This is a genomic window from Aequorivita sp. CRS11, from assembly GCF_059693805.1.
In genome coordinates, this window is sequence record NZ_JCATIG010000005.1 from 274,791 (window position 1) to 290,497 (window position 15,707).

General features: G+C 38.1%; 13 protein-coding genes. 4 read left to right on the plus strand and 9 right to left on the minus strand.

The annotated features are described in order from the left end of the window. Positions 1–52: 52 nt before the first annotated feature. The 3 genes from AC58DT_RS12105 to lysS form a co-directional block, all read right to left on the minus strand. Positions 53–400 carry a hypothetical protein gene (locus tag AC58DT_RS12105; protein ID WP_131807708.1) on the minus strand — a complete coding sequence of 116 codons (348 nt, stop codon included), beginning with the start codon at positions 398–400 and terminating at the stop codon, positions 53–55. Between the two features lie 94 nt (positions 401–494). Beyond that, positions 495–923, minus strand: a complete 429-nt coding sequence (locus AC58DT_RS12110; protein ID WP_497217079.1) for a DUF4890 domain-containing protein — start codon at positions 921–923, stop codon at positions 495–497. Positions 924–1,344: 421 nt separating this feature from the next. Then, the gene (lysS, locus tag AC58DT_RS12115) at positions 1,345–3,036 is read right to left on the minus strand and encodes a lysine--tRNA ligase (RefSeq protein WP_497217080.1); all 1,692 of its coding nucleotides are present in this window, start codon (positions 3,034–3,036) and stop codon (positions 1,345–1,347) included. A gap of 196 nt (positions 3,037–3,232) precedes the next feature. On the opposite strand from lysS, the gene AC58DT_RS12120 reads away from it, so the two are divergent. From AC58DT_RS12120 to AC58DT_RS12130, 3 genes are read left to right on the plus strand one after another with little or no spacing between them, the layout of a single operon-like run. Further along, positions 3,233–3,391, plus strand: coding sequence for a YqaE/Pmp3 family membrane protein (locus AC58DT_RS12120; protein WP_076692431.1), 159 nt, complete (start codon positions 3,233–3,235; stop codon positions 3,389–3,391). Positions 3,392–3,395: 4 nt separating this feature from the next. Further along, entirely contained in the window at positions 3,396–4,136 is a 741-nt protein-coding gene (locus tag AC58DT_RS12125; RefSeq protein ID WP_497217081.1) for a hypothetical protein, read from the plus strand. Between the two features lie 55 nt (positions 4,137–4,191). After that, a complete protein-coding gene (locus AC58DT_RS12130; RefSeq protein ID WP_497217082.1) occupies positions 4,192–4,731 on the plus strand; it encodes a hypothetical protein in 540 nt (179 codons plus the stop codon). 320 nt (positions 4,732–5,051) lie between these two features. On the opposite strand, the gene AC58DT_RS12135 is transcribed toward AC58DT_RS12130, so the two are convergent. Next, the gene (locus AC58DT_RS12135) at positions 5,052–7,295 is read right to left on the minus strand and encodes a zinc-dependent metalloprotease (protein WP_497217083.1); all 2,244 of its coding nucleotides are present in this window, start codon (positions 7,293–7,295) and stop codon (positions 5,052–5,054) included. Positions 7,296–7,475: 180 nt separating this feature from the next. Between AC58DT_RS12135 and lipB the strand changes: the two genes are divergently transcribed. After that, positions 7,476–8,189 (plus strand): lipoyl(octanoyl) transferase LipB, encoded by a 714-nt coding sequence (gene lipB, locus AC58DT_RS12140; protein WP_497217084.1) that lies wholly within the window; start codon positions 7,476–7,478, stop codon positions 8,187–8,189. Positions 8,190–8,222: 33 nt separating this feature from the next. On the opposite strand, the gene AC58DT_RS12145 is transcribed toward lipB, so the two are convergent. The 5 genes from AC58DT_RS12145 to AC58DT_RS12165 form a co-directional block, all read right to left on the minus strand. Beyond that, positions 8,223–8,912, minus strand: coding sequence for a TapB family protein (locus AC58DT_RS12145; protein WP_497217085.1), 690 nt, complete (start codon positions 8,910–8,912; stop codon positions 8,223–8,225). Between the two features lie 22 nt (positions 8,913–8,934). Next, positions 8,935–9,474, minus strand: a complete 540-nt coding sequence (locus tag AC58DT_RS12150; RefSeq protein WP_497217086.1) for a hypothetical protein — start codon at positions 9,472–9,474, stop codon at positions 8,935–8,937. A 125-nt stretch (positions 9,475–9,599) separates the two neighbouring features. Further along, positions 9,600–9,908, minus strand: a complete 309-nt coding sequence (locus AC58DT_RS12155) for a hypothetical protein (RefSeq protein ID WP_497217087.1) — start codon at positions 9,906–9,908, stop codon at positions 9,600–9,602. A 289-nt stretch (positions 9,909–10,197) separates the two neighbouring features. Then, entirely contained in the window at positions 10,198–13,134 is a 2,937-nt protein-coding gene (locus AC58DT_RS12160) for a hybrid sensor histidine kinase/response regulator transcription factor (protein WP_497217088.1), read from the minus strand. A 101-nt stretch (positions 13,135–13,235) separates the two neighbouring features. Further along, entirely contained in the window at positions 13,236–15,689 is a 2,454-nt protein-coding gene (locus tag AC58DT_RS12165; RefSeq protein WP_497217089.1) for an NHL repeat-containing protein, read from the minus strand. Positions 15,690–15,707 lie beyond the last annotated feature (18 nt).

Here is a 15,707-nt window from a genome sequence, read left to right on the forward strand (position 1 = left end):
AAAGGCCCTTTCTAAATTTAGAAAGGGCCTTGGTTTTAAATATAATTAATCACTAATTATTCATTTTAAGCCATTTGGAGTATTGATCATCAGTAAGCGTTTTTTTCATCGCATCTTTTAACTGAGCGTCAATTTTTTTCTTTTCTGCTATTACTGCTGCGCTTGAGGCGTCTTTTCCATCCACATTTTTTTGATAGCCAACTTGTTTTGCTACCAAGGCTCTAAAGATAGTACGGCTTTGATCGCCAGAAAGGTCTAAGGCTTCGGTGAGCTTTGCGGCTTCTGTTTTGGCTATTACTTCTGGTCTGCTTTGATCTTGGGATAGCTGCTGGGCTGAGGTTGTTTGAACACCCAAAAGCATTGTTACTGCAAATGCAAATACTGTTAGTAGGTTTTTCATTGTTTTAAATTTTGTTTTTACAAGTTACTAATGTAACCAATTTGTCTATAATTAAAACAACAATTGCGCCAAAAAAATGCTTTTTAAGGTTTTACTAATCTTCGCTGCGTTTTTCTTTTCTCTTTTTATTCTTGAACCGGCGCTCTTGGCGTTGCTTTCCATTTTCCCATTTGGTGAATTGTTCCTCGGTAAGTATCTTTTTCATTTCCTTTTTCATGGCTATTCGTCTGTCAAGCATTGTGTTTTTGGCCTCAAATTTTTGTGCGTCTGTCATTTCTTTTCTGTTCTCGGGGCGTTCGGGCTTATTCTTTTCCATGTCCAACAGTAGTTGGTTTACTTGGGCTTGTTGGGTCTCGTTTAAGTTTAAATCGAGGGTCATTTTTTTGGCATGCAATTCAGCGCGTTGTTCGGGGGTTAGGTTTTCTCTTAGCTGACTGCGGTTTTCCTTTCTGTCCTGATTTTTGTTTTGTGCGGTTATGGCGAAGGTGGTAAGCGCCATAAGGATTATCATTGCTTTTTTCATCACTTTGTGTTTTTTATTGTTTACTGTAAGTATGACGCGAGAATTTGGAAATGGTTTAATGGGGGGTGTGAGGTGTGAGATGTAAGTGCTGATATTTAATTTCTTGACTATTTAAAGTGAATGGTAAAGAGGAATAAGTATTTGTTTTTAGTTTTCATTGAATTGTGCTTTGAAAAGTTTGTTTTGCTCACTGAAAGGTGTGTTTGACTAAGTGGTTATTGCGGGCAGTGGAGGGTTTTTTTAATTTTAGGTAACTAGTTTAAAAGATTATATACCACCGCTCACGTTTCTGGCAGGGATGTCAGGCCCCTTATGCCAAAAAGGAGGAAAAAAGTGCGGGCGGTGGTTTCTAACTTTATAAATGAGTTGGGCCACCTCAACGGTAGCCCAATTATGAAATTAGTATGTATTTAAGCAAGGTTTATAAAACTGAAACCATCAAATTATCATCAGTCTTTTCAACCTTCGCAACCTTTGAAGCGGTCAATCCTTTTATGGCCTTATCCCACTTTTTATTGCTTAATCCGCTTTGTGCTTTTAGTACTTCCAAAGCGATGGGTGAGTTGGCTTTTAAAAGTGTGTAAACTGCTTTTTCGTCCTCGGTCATTTCCACCTTTTTCTTTTCGGGGCGCATTTGCGGGAAGAAAAGTACTTCCTGTATGGAAGGATTGTTGGTCAAAAACATAACCAAACGGTCCATCCCGATGCCCATACCGCTGGTGGGGGGCATGCCGTATTCCAAAGCTCGAAGAAAATCGTAATCTATAAATGCCGTTGCTTCGTCATCGCCTCTGTCGGCCAATTTTAGTTGGGCCTCAAAACGTTCGCGTTGGTCTATTGGGTCGTTCAATTCGCTATATGCGTTTGCTATTTCCTTGCCGCAGACCATTAGCTCAAAACGTTCGGTAAGTTCAGGATTGTCGCGGTGTTCTTTGCAGAGTGGACTCATTTCCTTAGGGTAATCTGTAATAAAGGTTGGCTGAATGTAATTGCCCTCGCACTTTTCGCCGAAAATTTCATCAATCAGTTTTCCTTTGCCCATAGTATCATCCACAGGAATTTTCATATCTAAAGCTGCCTTTCGGATTTCGTCCTCACTTTTTCCAGTGATATCAAAACCTGTAAAATGCTTTATTGACTCTGCCATAGTTACCCTTGGGTAGGGTGCTTTAAAGTCTATTTCGTGTTTTCCGAAGGTTGCTTTTGTTGTGCCGTTTACTTCCAGTGCACAGAACTCCAGCAATTGCTCGCAAAAATCCATCATCCAGTTGTAATCCTTATAGGAAACGTAAATTTCCATGGCGGTGAATTCTGGGTTGTGGGTGCGGTCCATGCCTTCGTTTCTGAAGTTTTTGGAGAATTCATATACGCCGTCAAAACCACCAACGATCAATCTTTTTAAATACAATTCATTTGCAATTCGCATATACAAAGGAATGTCCAATGAGTTGTGGTGCGTAATAAAAGGTCGCGCCGCGGCACCACCTGGAATGGGTTGCAAAATTGGGGTTTCCACTTCAAAATAGCCGCGCTCGTTAAAGAAAGTTCGCATGGCGTTGAAAAGTTTGGTTCGCTTTACGAATATTTCCTTTACATGTGGGTTTACTACCAAATCTGCATAACGCTGGCGGTAGCGCTGTTCGGGGTCGGTAAAGGCGTCGTGTACCTTGCCCTCGGCATCAACCCGTGGCTGTGGCAACGGTTTTAAAGCTTTGCTAAGTAAGGTGAAATTTTTTACCATTACGGTTTTTTCACCTACTTGGGTTTTGAATAGTTCGCCTTCAATGCCTATAAAATCGCCTATGTCCAGCAGTTTTTTATAGACTTCATTATAAAGGGTTTTGTCTTCGCCTGTACAGATTTCATCACGGTTAAAATACACCTGTATACGGCCATCTGCATCCTGAAGTTCGGCAAAAGAAGCTTTTCCTTGAATTCTTCGGGACATCAATCTGCCGGCGATAACTACCTTTTTTCCTTCCTCGAAATTCTCTTTTATTTTTTTTGAAGTATCGGTAACGGGGTACAGGTCTGCGGGGTAGGGATTAATGCCCATATTGCGCAGTTGTTGTAGTTTTTCTCTTCGGATGATTTCCAGTTCAGACAGTTGCATACAATAGTTTCTAAAAATAAGTTTGCAAAGATAGGTAATTGAAGTACGAAATACGAAGTGGGAAATACGAAATTATGGAGTTTGTGGATACAAATAACGAAGTGCGATTTACGAGGTGTGAGTATGATTTACTAATTCTTAAATCACTAATTAACTAAGTCTGAAAATAACGAATATAAATTGTAGCTTTGTTTCTATGAGTTTATGGCGCGTTCTGCTTGCAATCCTTTTTCCGCCCCTTGCCGTAATTGGTAAAGGCTGTGGTTCTGTACTAATTGTTTTTATACTTACCGTTTGCGGGTGGATTCCTGGCGTAATTGCTGCCCTAATTATTTTAAACAACCCAAATAGATAGACCGATGATACTAAAATTACTAGCTCTTTTTACTATAGCCCTTACTTTGGTAAGCTGTCAATTTACCGAAACAATGATTATGAACGAAGATGGTAGCGGCACTATGGCCGTGGAGGTCAATCTGAACGAAATGATGGCCTTTGGGGGATCTGCCCTTACTGATTCCATGAGTGTGAAAATGGATACTATTATAGCTATGAAACAGTTCTTGGAAGCGAAAAAAGACAGTATCTCCAAACTTTCAAAAACGGAGCAGGATAAACTGAAAAAGCTGGAGAACTTTAATATCCATATGAAGATGGATACGGAATCTTCTGAAATGGTTTACGATATTTCAACAAATTTTAAAGATATAAGCGAGGCTAACGATATTTTGAATGGGCTAGAACAGGCAAGCAATGTAATGCCCAGTCCAGATTCCAACACCGAAATAAAGAAAGAGGAGGATTCACCAGAGGTTGTGGGTGTTAATTATACTTTCAAAAAAGGTGTTTTTAAACGCGACGCCTATATAAAAGATAAAAAACTTCACCAGCAGCAAGTGGATAGTATGAAACAGGCAGAAGCTTTTATGAGTGGATCTAATTATACGTTGAAATATACTTTTCCGAAGAAAATAAAGAAAACATCCAATCCCGAGGCCACTTTTTCGGCCGACGGGAAAACGGTGACCCTACAACAACCCTTTATGGAATATTTTAAGAACCCGGATGTGCTGGATTTGGAGGTGGTTTTGGAAAAGTAGCAGACTTCGGCAACGTATTTGTATATTAAGTAATACTAACATAAAACTTAACACTATGAAAGCATTTTATTTTTTAATTCCACTACTGATGATAAACGCGTGCAAAACGCAGACGGGCACAGTAACCTCAACGGAAAAAACTTCTACCATGGGACAATTAAATGAACGTGTAACCGGTTGTCCTGAAGAAGGCAATTGCACTGTGAAAATTCATAAAAACAGTCACCTTACTATAAAGGTAGATGGAACAGGAGCTATTTATCCAGAAATGGTTGCCGGAAAGAACACTGTTGTTGTATATACGTATTTAAAAGAAGGTCCCGAAGGAACGGCCGATGGCAACTATTCTGAAACAATTCATTTTGAAATACCCGCTGCGGTTGAAAATGTTAGCAAGGTAAACGCTTCATTAAGCGATGTGAAATTGCTGTACGGCAAGCATTGTTTTTGTAAGGGAGAAGCAGGTTATTACCCAATAAGCAATGGAGAGTTATCTGTTTCTACAAATGATAAAACCCTTACGTTTAACCTAAATTTTAAGGTGGAAAAAACTTCGCAGGTAATTTCAAATATCTCAGAAACGGTTAAACTATGATGAGGTAGTATTTAGGCTATAGCCGGTAGTCAATAATTTTTTGAAAGCGGCGATTTCTATTACTTAAACTCAAATAATTAGACTGAAAAGACCTGTTAACTACGGGTCTTTTTTCTTTTCAGGATTTAGATAAACAGAATTTACATCCCGAACCAATCTTTATTTCAAAAGCTTCCTTAAAACCCGGTTTATTAACGAGGATGATTTCAGTGTAACCTTTTAAAGAGGCTGTCTGTAAAAACTCTACTAAAAAAAGAAAGAGAAAAGAACAGGAAATAATCCTGTCTTTTCTCTTTTTTTTAAGTTCTTAATTCAGGAACTTAATTTTTCACAATCTTCTTAGTAGTTACTTTGTTGCCATTTTTCACAACTAGGAAATACATTCCACTATCGATATAGCTATACTCCAACTGCTTGCTGAAAGTACTTGAAGTAGAAGCATCATCAAAAGTGTATTGGTTGATTACTCTTCCTCTTAAATCGTAAAGCGAAATTTCAATCTTATCGTTTGAAGCTGGTGTAAAAGAAAGATTGAAAGTGCCGCTTGATGGGTTTGGATACACTGAGAAATTATCAAATGTAAAGTCTTCAACGCCCACTACACCATCTACAGTAATCGTAGCATTGTTCACGTCGTAAAAGATATTGTTTGATGAAATAACCATTAATCTACCCGTAGTAGTGTTAAGGTTTGGTACGTTAACAACTGCACTTCCGTTGTTTGGTAAGTTCAATGCAACTGCAATTGGGTATGTCTGGCCGTTATCGGTAGAAAACCAGATGTCTACATTAGGGCTATCTACTGGAGCTACATCGGTTCCTGCAACATCCCAAGTCACGGTTTCGGTATTTCCGATAGTCCAAGTAGTGGCTGTGTTTTGTGATGTAACCACAAATGGACCAGAACCTCCATCAAAAGTTAACAATACGTTGTCGCTTGCCGAGGCGGCACCTCCGGCAACATTGTCGCGAACGGTATATCTGAAATTCATAGTTCTTCCTACAGAAGGTACCACTTCCCAAGTGCTTTGGGTGTTTCCAGCAAGTACAGTTCCAATTGCGGGCATATATCTGTCTGGAGAGCCAATAGGATCATTGGTTCTAAAAGCCGGGCCAGAGGTTGAACTGTTTTGAGGTGGCATAGGAGCAACCTGTGGGTTCATCTGCTCCCAGCAATGTGATAATACATCTCCATCTGGGTCACTAGCGATACCTTTTAAGATAAATGGAGTAGATATGGGAAGTGTATAATCAGGACCAGCATCTGCAGTGGGAGGTAGGTTGTTGGTTGGAGTTTGCGTAGCACATTGTCCAGAACCGTTTTTAATAAAGTTCCAAATTTCTTGAATGCTTATAGCAGTAAAATAATCGTCACTGTTGCTTTGTACGTTTGGAGGACAAATACCTGCGTAACCCATAATAGAAGAACCACTTCCTGGCTCTACTGCAGTTGCAGCATTTCTATTGTTACCACAAGAGTTGTTGAAGGTGTGGTTAGCGCCAAATTGATGTCCCATTTCGTGAGCCACAAAGTCGATATTGAATATATCTCCTATCGGAGCAGTTAATCCAGTAACACCTCTTGCTTTTTGACCTGTTACACATGGTACGCGTAAACCAGCAATTCCACCACCGCCAGTACTAAATACGTGTCCGATGTCATAATTGGCATTTCCTATTACGTTATCACAAGTAGTTTGATTTTGACCTAACATTGTACCTCCACTGTTATTGGTGTACGGGTCAGATCCTGCATTTAAGTATATAATATCGGTATTGTTTGCAATTATAACCATGGTAAGAGAAGCATCTCTTTCATATACACCATTTACACGTGTCATAGAAACGTTCATGGCAGAAAGAACAGCGGCCTTCTTAACAGGGTCTGGCTCTCCCGGGTCTATTCCTTGTTGGTTAAGGTGGTACTGTGCATATTCCCCAGTACAAGCCAAGGCAAGACGGTATGTTCTAAGAACTCCATCATCAGCATTTCTGTAATCCAATGGCATATCGATAATTTCGTTATCCTCAGCCATACATACTGGGGCATTAGGATCTGCAGGAACCTGATCTCTATTATAAGCTATATAGTAAGTTTTGTCCTGAGTGTAAGGATCAATATAGATAGTAGAATAGTTTAGAGATGAAATCATCACGTGTACTCCTACATTTGAAACACTGAAACGAGCAACTGCAGAAGGATCATCAATACCTTGGGCTGCGTATGAACGAATGTTTGGGTGTTGTGCCTGAAGCGCTGGCTCCATAATAGAAGCTTCATAAACGCGGAAACGTTGTATTTCGCCATTATTTGTTGGAAGCTCAATTACAACATTTGAAAGACGTGTAAATCTTTCAGGTGCATTAAGCAACTGGTTTTTAAGAGCTGTTGTATTCAGGGAATAAAGGTTAAAGTCCTGCGGCATAGCATTGCGGAAGGCTTTCTGTCGGTTTTGCGTCTCTGTGGGCGATACTTTGCTCCACAACGCATTCTGTGCTTGCAATCCAAAGCTTAAAAGCAAAAGACATACAATCAGAAATGGTTTAAAAGTACTTTTTTTCATTTTAGATGTAGTTTATATGAATGTTTAGAACCGTAAAGATAAGAGTCTTGAAGGAATTTAATAAATTTTTAAGAAATTAACTTTAAGAAAAAGTATAAAAAACTTCAAAAAAGCATAGAAATACCCATTTCAAACATTTTTAATTGATAATTTTGGTTCGCAAAAAAATCTAAAGAATAATTGAACAAATATTTGGAAATAAATGATTTGGGGTTAAGGGATTACAAAGAAATTTGGGATTACCAGGAGAATCTTTTTCAAAAGATTTTACAGATAAAAAGCAAAAACAGTAAAGAGAATTTGCAATATGAAACGCCCAATTTCTTCCTTTTTGTTGAACATCCGCATGTGTATACCCTTGGAAAAAGCGGCCATCTGGAGAATCTACTTATTTCTGAAAAAAAACTTGCTGACATAAACGCTTCATTTTATAAAATCAATCGAGGAGGGGATATTACATATCACGGTCCAGGACAAATTGTGGGTTACCCGATATTGGATCTGGAAAATTTCTTTACCGATATTCATAAATACATGCGTTTTTTGGAAGAAATGATTATTCTCACCTTGGCAGAATATGGCTTAAAAGCTGAGCGAAGTAAAGGAGAAACAGGTGTATGGCTTGATGTAGGCACTCCCTTTGCAAGAAAAATTTGTGCTATGGGCGTGCGGGCAAGTCGTTGGGTTACCATGCACGGCTTTGCTTTAAATGTGAATACCGATCTGGGTTATTTTGACCATATGATTCCCTGTGGAATTAGGGGAAAGGCGGTTACCTCTTTAAATGTTGAATTAGGTAAAACAAAAATTAACCTAGCGGAAGTAAAAGTAAGGTTGTTAAAACATTTTCTGATACTTTTTGATGCCGAAATAAAAGAAAAAACCGAAGCCTAAGCCTCGGTTTTTGAAATTTAATTTGGTTTTAATTTACTTTGAAAATTTAGTGAGTACGCTGCTTGAGGATACTTTTCCTCTTTGATAGTCTTCCTGTTTAACCATCCCTACACCTTCGGCAATCCATTGTTTTGAATTACTTGTTTGGGTCATTCCCATTTTTGTACTCATATCGTAGGTTATCACAAAACAAGAGAACGTTCCGGCAGGAGTTGTAACGTCTTCCTTGCCAATTACTTTTCTGTTTGTTATGGTCAGATCCATATTCATGTTAATGCCGCTCATACTTATTTTCATATTCATTTCGGCATCTGGAAGCTCTTGACCTACGGATAGGTTGTTGGGAATTTCCAAATCAACCCCGCTAATATCATATTCCATATTCTGAAACTGCTCCATCATCATAGGGCTTACCATCGAGTTGTAGTCAATTGAAATTTTGGTCCCATCGCAGGTAACGTCATATTCTGTTTCGGCTATCAGTTTCCCTTTGTCATCCTTAATGGAAGATTTCATTGTAGCAACTTCCCCTTCGGAAGTCTGGGTTTTGTTTAAAACAGTATAATCTACCACCGCAGCTATTTTCCCTTTTTTATCATAAGATGTTAACTCGGCCTTTGTTCCTTCCTTTAAGGGATAAAACTTACTGCAGCCAGTTTGTGCATTCGCTTGTGGAAATACTGTTGCTAATAACAATAATGAAATAATGAATGTCTTGATCATAAATATTATTTTAGGTTAATTATTATCTTGGTCCAATACGCGTAGGTCCCGCGCCAATGATTACCCTCAAGGTTTTATTAAGTGTGTTATCGTGGTAATCTTTAACAGTGAAAACAAAATCTCTATTCTCGGTTCCACCTGTATCTAAAGTTCGTCCAATTATTTTAGTGCCCAATAGTATGGACGATCGCGGGTCTGAACGGTTACCTTCAACTTGTAAAAGCCTAGTGCCGATGCTTCCAGCGCCGTCGGTCCAAGGACTTGGGATGGGGTCAGGTATTTCTACAATCCCATTGTTGGGAAGTTCCCAAGTTATTTGAGAAACCCCTCCAGAATCTTTACCAGAGAGAAGTACGTTGTAGGTTTTGTTTCTTTCCAAGTACAATGCTTGATTATCAAAATCAAAAGTTTCTGTTATCTCTACATCGCCCGTGGAAAGTCCACTGCCAGTTAATTGAAAGAATATTGTTGGTACCACGGAATCTCTGTCTGGAATAGTGGTCTTACAGCTTGTTAGGCTTAGGCTCAGTAATAAAATGCTCAAAATGATTGAATTTCTCATAATTTCTAATTTTTAAAATTTCTAATTAGTGAATATGGGGAGAAAACTAACAACCATAAATATAATGCTGTTTTGTATCGACACAATGAGGTTATAGGGTTCCAGAAACTAAGTTAATTGCTCTTTTATTCTTCTATAATGCCTTCTTCGTTTTGTTGGCTTTTTGACTGTGTGGTATCGTCCACAGGATCTCCGCCAATTACGTTTCCGCTAGAAGATTTCTTCTTTCTTTTTTTCTCTTTCTTTTTTTTCTTTTTGGGAGAATCTACAATGGTGTCCAGCACACGGTCCGTACTTTTTGTGGTTTCTTTTTCTACACGTCTTTCTACCGTACGTTCCACGGCGTTGGCAGCTCTGTCTCCCAGTTTGTCCAAAAATTGTGCATTGCAAACACTGGCTGTACAAATGAATAAGATGGTTAAAGCTATTTTCATAATATCTGATTTTTAAGGTTTACTTTTTAAAGGTTACTTCTTTTACTACTTTATTATTTAGCATTATTTTTAAAGTGTATATTCCTCTTGACAGATTATTTATGTTTAAAAAAATCTGTTTTCCCGGAACAATTTCCAGTTTGCCGGAATATTGTTTACTTTTTTTCATAACAGGGAAAAAGGTGAAGTAAAAGTATGTTGTTGCCTTTCAAAGTACTGTGAATTTTGTAACCGATGCTATAACATATGTAACATAGTCAGTATTAGCAAGCTCTAGAGCCAGTTTATGTTAAGTGGAGAAATATTCAGAAGGAGAACGTCCAAACTCTTGTTTGAAGCATTTGGTAAAATACGACGGGTCGTTAAAACCGACTGTGTAACCAACTTCAGCAATGGAAATCTTTTTCTCCTTTAATAATTTTAAAGCCAATTTAAGGCGTTGCGTTTTTAAGAATTCGGAAGCTGATTGTCCTGTCAATGCTTTTAATTTTCGATGCAATTGCATGCGGCTCACGCCCATTTCTTTCCCAAAATCTTCAATCGTAAAGTTTGAATCAGTTATATTTTTATCCAAAACCTTCTGAAGCAAATCCAGGAATTTTTCGTCCGCAGAAGAAATAGCAATATCTTTCGGCATTAGGACCACCTCCTGTGCAAAGCGTTGCTGAAGCCTTCTTCGGTTTTCAATAAGATTTTCAACTGAAGCTTTCAGTAATTGACTATTAAAAGGTTTAGTAATATAGGCATCTGCGCCGATGCCCATTGCTTCCAGTTTTGAGGTAATCTGCGTTTTGGCGGTAAGCAGTATTACAGGAATGTGAGAGGTAAGTTGGTGTTCTTTGAGGTGCTTTGTAAACGTAAAACCATCTTCGCCAGGCATCATTACATCACTTATAACAATATCTGGGATTACTTCAATTGCAATTTCAAAGGCCTCCTTACCATTACTTGCAGTATGGACGGTGAAGGTATATTCAAAAATAGAACTCACATAATCGCGAATGTCTTTGCTGTCGTCTATTACCAAGATAGTTGGAGCATCTTCGGGCAAAATGATTTCCTTTTGGGCAGATAATTCAAAAATAGCAGGTTTTTCGGGTTGTCCAGATTCTTCACATTCTGAAAAAATTTCTTGGTCAGAATAAATACTTTTATTCACGGGTATTTGTACTTTAAATTCCGTGAAGCCACTCTCCTCACTTTTTATAGAGATGGAACCCTTGTGAACTTCAGTTAATTCCTTTGTGAGGGAAAGACCAATACCGGTCCCGGGATTTTTGGAGCTTGTTTGATAGAAGCGCTCAAAGATTTTTTCTTGCTGCTCCAGTGGAATATACCTTCCAGAGTTTATTATTGAAATTTCATACTTGTTATCTACTCTTGCGCCCTTTAAGGTTATTGATCCATTTTCGGGTGTGTACTTTATTGCATTGCCAATTAAATTATAAAGTATTTTTTCTAAAATATCCTGATCAAACCAGTCGTTTATTTCATCTTTCGGCACCTTTACGGTAAAATTTATATTGTTTTCAGTACAATTAAAAATAAAGGCTTCAGCGCTAGCTATTAAAAAATTGGGCATATTTGCACATCGGATATTTAACTTTAGATTTCCACTTTCCAATTTGGCCAATGCCAAAAGCTGATCTACCAAATCCTTTAATCGTTGTGTGTTCCTAAGTGCTGCTTTTAAGTTTTTTCTTTCTGAAGTCGATAATTTTTCTGAATCGAGCTGGTCTTCTATAGGGCCATTTATCAATGTAAGAGGAGTTCGGAATTCATGTGAAATATTTGTAAAGAATGTGTTTTTTGCAGTGTCTAACTCAAGTAACTTTTTAGTGGTTTTCTGTCGGTTTTTAAACTGAAAAAAAACAAAAATTCCAGCAATGGCGATAAGGGCCAGAATTCCCCATAGCATATTGCGCTGGTTTCGTTTTTGCTGCTCTGCAAGTTCATTTTTAGTTGTTAACAATGCAATTTCCCGATCCCTGCTTTCGGTTTGATATACACCTTCTATTTCTTTGATTTTTTCGGCACTTTGCGCCAGTTGTATGGAATCATTTATTTTTTTTGCGATTTGGGAATTTGTAAAAGCTGCTCTATAATTTCCTTGTAGGGCATAGGCTTCTGCCAATAAAGTGTGGGCATTTTGGTTTATGGTGCCATTATTTATGTCTTTATTAAATGCAATTGCTTCTTCCAGGAAAGTTATTGCCTTTGTAGCGCTCCCTTCTTTAATGTTTAGTTTCCCCAATTGCAATGCTGACTGGGCTGCTTCAAGCGAGTAATCGTTTTTTTGCTGAAAATTAAAGGCATTCAGTAAATAAGTTTCTGCTTTTTTGAGGTTTCCTTTTGCAAGATTTACTAATCCCAAATAATTGTTTATTTCTGCGACCGTTCTTTCTTCTTTTATGTTTTCATAAAAAAGCAGTGTTTTGGAAAGGAGTTTATCGGCCTTTTCCAGTTGCCCTTTGTGATAATAAACTTGTCCTAAAAACACATTTGTGGTATGGAAATAGAAATCACCTGCCCCGGGTATTTTTTTAAATTCGTCGTTTGCCTTTAAATAATATTTTTCGGCGGCATCGTAATCTTTAAGTTCAAGATAAATGTTGCCCAAGCTTTGGTATGCTGCAGCAATAATATCTCCGCGGATCGGGGTTATTTTATGGACGGAATCTACAACCAGCAAATGTGCAATGGCGGCTTCCATTTTGTTTTGTCTTGAATAGGCGATTGCCAAAGCATTTTGGGTATCTGCAAAAATAAAATTTCCGGTATCGTCAATTTTTTTCACATACTTAAGCGCTTGGTTTCCGGCTTTGATTGAATTATCTATTTCACCGATTAAATAGTAGGTTCTGCAAAGACCATTGTAGCCTTGTGCCATGCCACGGAAATAATTGATATTTTTTGAATCTTCAATCTGTTTTTTGAAGTAAAATATTGCAGAGTCAGGTTTCTGTATTCTTCGGAAATAGTGCGCATAGAGATAATCGGCATCGGTTAAACTAGCCAAATAATTCTTTTTAGTACTGAATTCACGCAACTCCTTAATATAAATTAGAGCACTATCAGGACTTGCATTGATGGATTGTGAAACCTTTTTTTTGAAATTGGCAAGTATAACGGAGTCACCCTGCGAAGGTTTTATTTCGCGCAATTCATTTTGGCCAAAAGCAGTATCAGCCAATAGCAAAAGAAGGAGGCAGAGGAGCGCTCTCATAAAGTTCAAAAAGGTTGGTTTGCGATTTAAATTTACGCAAAATACTTGAACCAAAGCTGAGGATAGCTGACTAATATACTAGCTAACAAATTATTGTGGAATTAATCAATAATGTAAAAAACTACACTGTTGTTATCTCCTTTAACAACTAGGTTTTTTGGATTGGCTTCACCCATTGAAGCGGCTGATATGCCATAAACAGGAAAACCATTGAGAAGCGCAGCATTTTTATCAAAAACGTAGACCTTTTTTTCCTGTGTTTCTGTAATGGTAATATAGCTGTTTCGGTTTATTGAAAAAATTTGGGGCTTGGTGTAAAGTCCCAGGGGCAATTCAGCAAGTTTCCCATTAATCCGCAAAAGGTTGTCATCCAATGTTACTTTTGTATTTCCCAGTATGGCAAACCAATAGTTATTGCCCACATCCAGTTTTTGGGAAGAAATCTTTCCGTCCTGCGAAATGCGCTCTTTGGTGTTTTCCTTTGTTATCACCACAAAGGTATTGTCTTCTTCCGCAACGGGAATTTCAGAAAAATTGAAATTCTTTGAAACCGAAACCCTCGATTTCCCAACACGACTTAAAATATTCAGCTTACCGTTTTCTTCCGCAACAATTATATAATCTTTATTACCCATGCGTATATGTACGGGCGATTGCGCTATGTTGTCTTTTGCTTTGTTAAAGCCAAAGCCTTTTACGGTTTTCCCGGTTTTGTCATACATTAAAACTTCCTTACCCTGTACAACCACAAATCGGTAGTTTCGGTTGTTGTCGTAATCAAAAACAGAAAGTGGCTGTGTTACTTTGTCTTTAAATTTTATTGGAAATCCTTTCGCATCCTTCCCATTTCGGTCCAAAATATAAAATGCATCATTCGTTGCAAACGCAATTTGCTTGTTGCCACGTCCGGCAATTTCAACAGTTTCAATTTTCCCCAAAATGGGAGAACCTAATTTTTTTGACCAAAGAATTTTTCCGCTTCCCGAAATAAAATAAAGTTTATTGGCAATGTCCTGAACTGCAACATTACTACTTCCATTGTTGCTTTCTATCAATTGAGGGTTATTTAAAAGTGCGGATTCCAGGCTTAAATTGAATTTTTCCGAAACCTTGCCCGATATACTTTTTGCTGTGGCGCCCGCCTCTTTGCAGCTCAGTGTTACGTGCGCAAAATTTCTATCAAAACTAAACTGAAGCGCTGCCAGCGGAAATTCTTCAAAAGAAATATTTTTGATTTCCGCACTGCTTTTTGAATTGAAAAATCCTGAAATGGCCTCTGAAAATTCGCCCTGCATTTTCAAGATTAATAACGAAGACGCCGTGCTCAAATCTTTCGCGGTATTTTCAAAATAGGAAGTATTTTTCAGCGTATTATTGTTTTGAAACGCACTGATAAGTTGTTCGGCGGTGCTTTCGGTTTCGGTAAATACGAAGAAATTATCAAGCTGAAAAATATAGTTTGCCGTTCCGGAATTTATAAAAGGCGAAAAAGTTTGCTCAAACAATTGCGGCTCGCCAAAACTGCTTATTTCAATTTCCCGAAAAATACTTTTGGAAGTTACAAAGCGCGCCAACGCATCGTTCGTCAACGCGGCATCAATGCTTTTTATAAAAATTGCGGTCTCGGTTTTAAGCTGAATACTTCCCACTTCGCTCACCGAACCAAAAATCCCGGTAGTTTTTACGGTTTCCTTTTCACCTCTAAAATTTCGTAATTTCTTTTGAAAAGTTTCGGCATCGTTAAATGTAAAGCTCACCGCGCCCAAAGCATCTGTTGGTATTAATGCTGAAACGTCGTTCTGCTGCGGCACTTGGCCTTCAAAAACGTTCAGCAATTGTGGAATGCTGTCAGTAGCGAGTGTTATTCCCGTGGCAGTAAAAGATTCGGGCGCTATCGCCACGTCAAGCGCGCTCCACGACGTGAAATTTATTTTTGTGGAATCGTTAATCGCGATTGTATTGCCGCGCAGTAAAGCAGTAAAACTGTTTGACGAAGGCAGGTTGAAGACTTTTTTGAAGGTCTCTTCCCCTTCGGTTTTTCCTTTCAAAATATCTTGCAGGATTTGTTGCGAAGAAGAAACCACAAAAACACTATCAATAATTGCGGAATAGGCTATTTCCTTATCAATGGTAATGCGTTGAAATGTTTGTTCATCAATTTTTAATGTTTCAATGGTTTTGTTTTTAATGGAATCTGGCTGAAAAAGATTTGTCGTTTGTTTCGAAATAAAGGTATATGCCGAAATGGAATCATTCACTTGATTGATACATAAAAGACTTTGCGAAGTGGGATGCAGGTTTTTAAACACCACTTTTTTTTCAGTAAAAAAAGAATAGGGCGCCGTATTTTCAAATTTTGAGAGCAGTGAATTGGCTTCCATATCTGCCTGCAAAGTTTCAAAATTTGAAATTTTAAAAACTACCGATGCATCTTCGGGAACAAAATCCATCAAAGTGCCCGTTTTTGGAGGTGTTTTATCGCAACTTCCAAAAATTCCCAAAAGCATTGGCACAAAAAGTAAAAGTGCTAAAAGTTTCCCCAGAATTTTTCCCATAACACAAAAGTAGCAAGG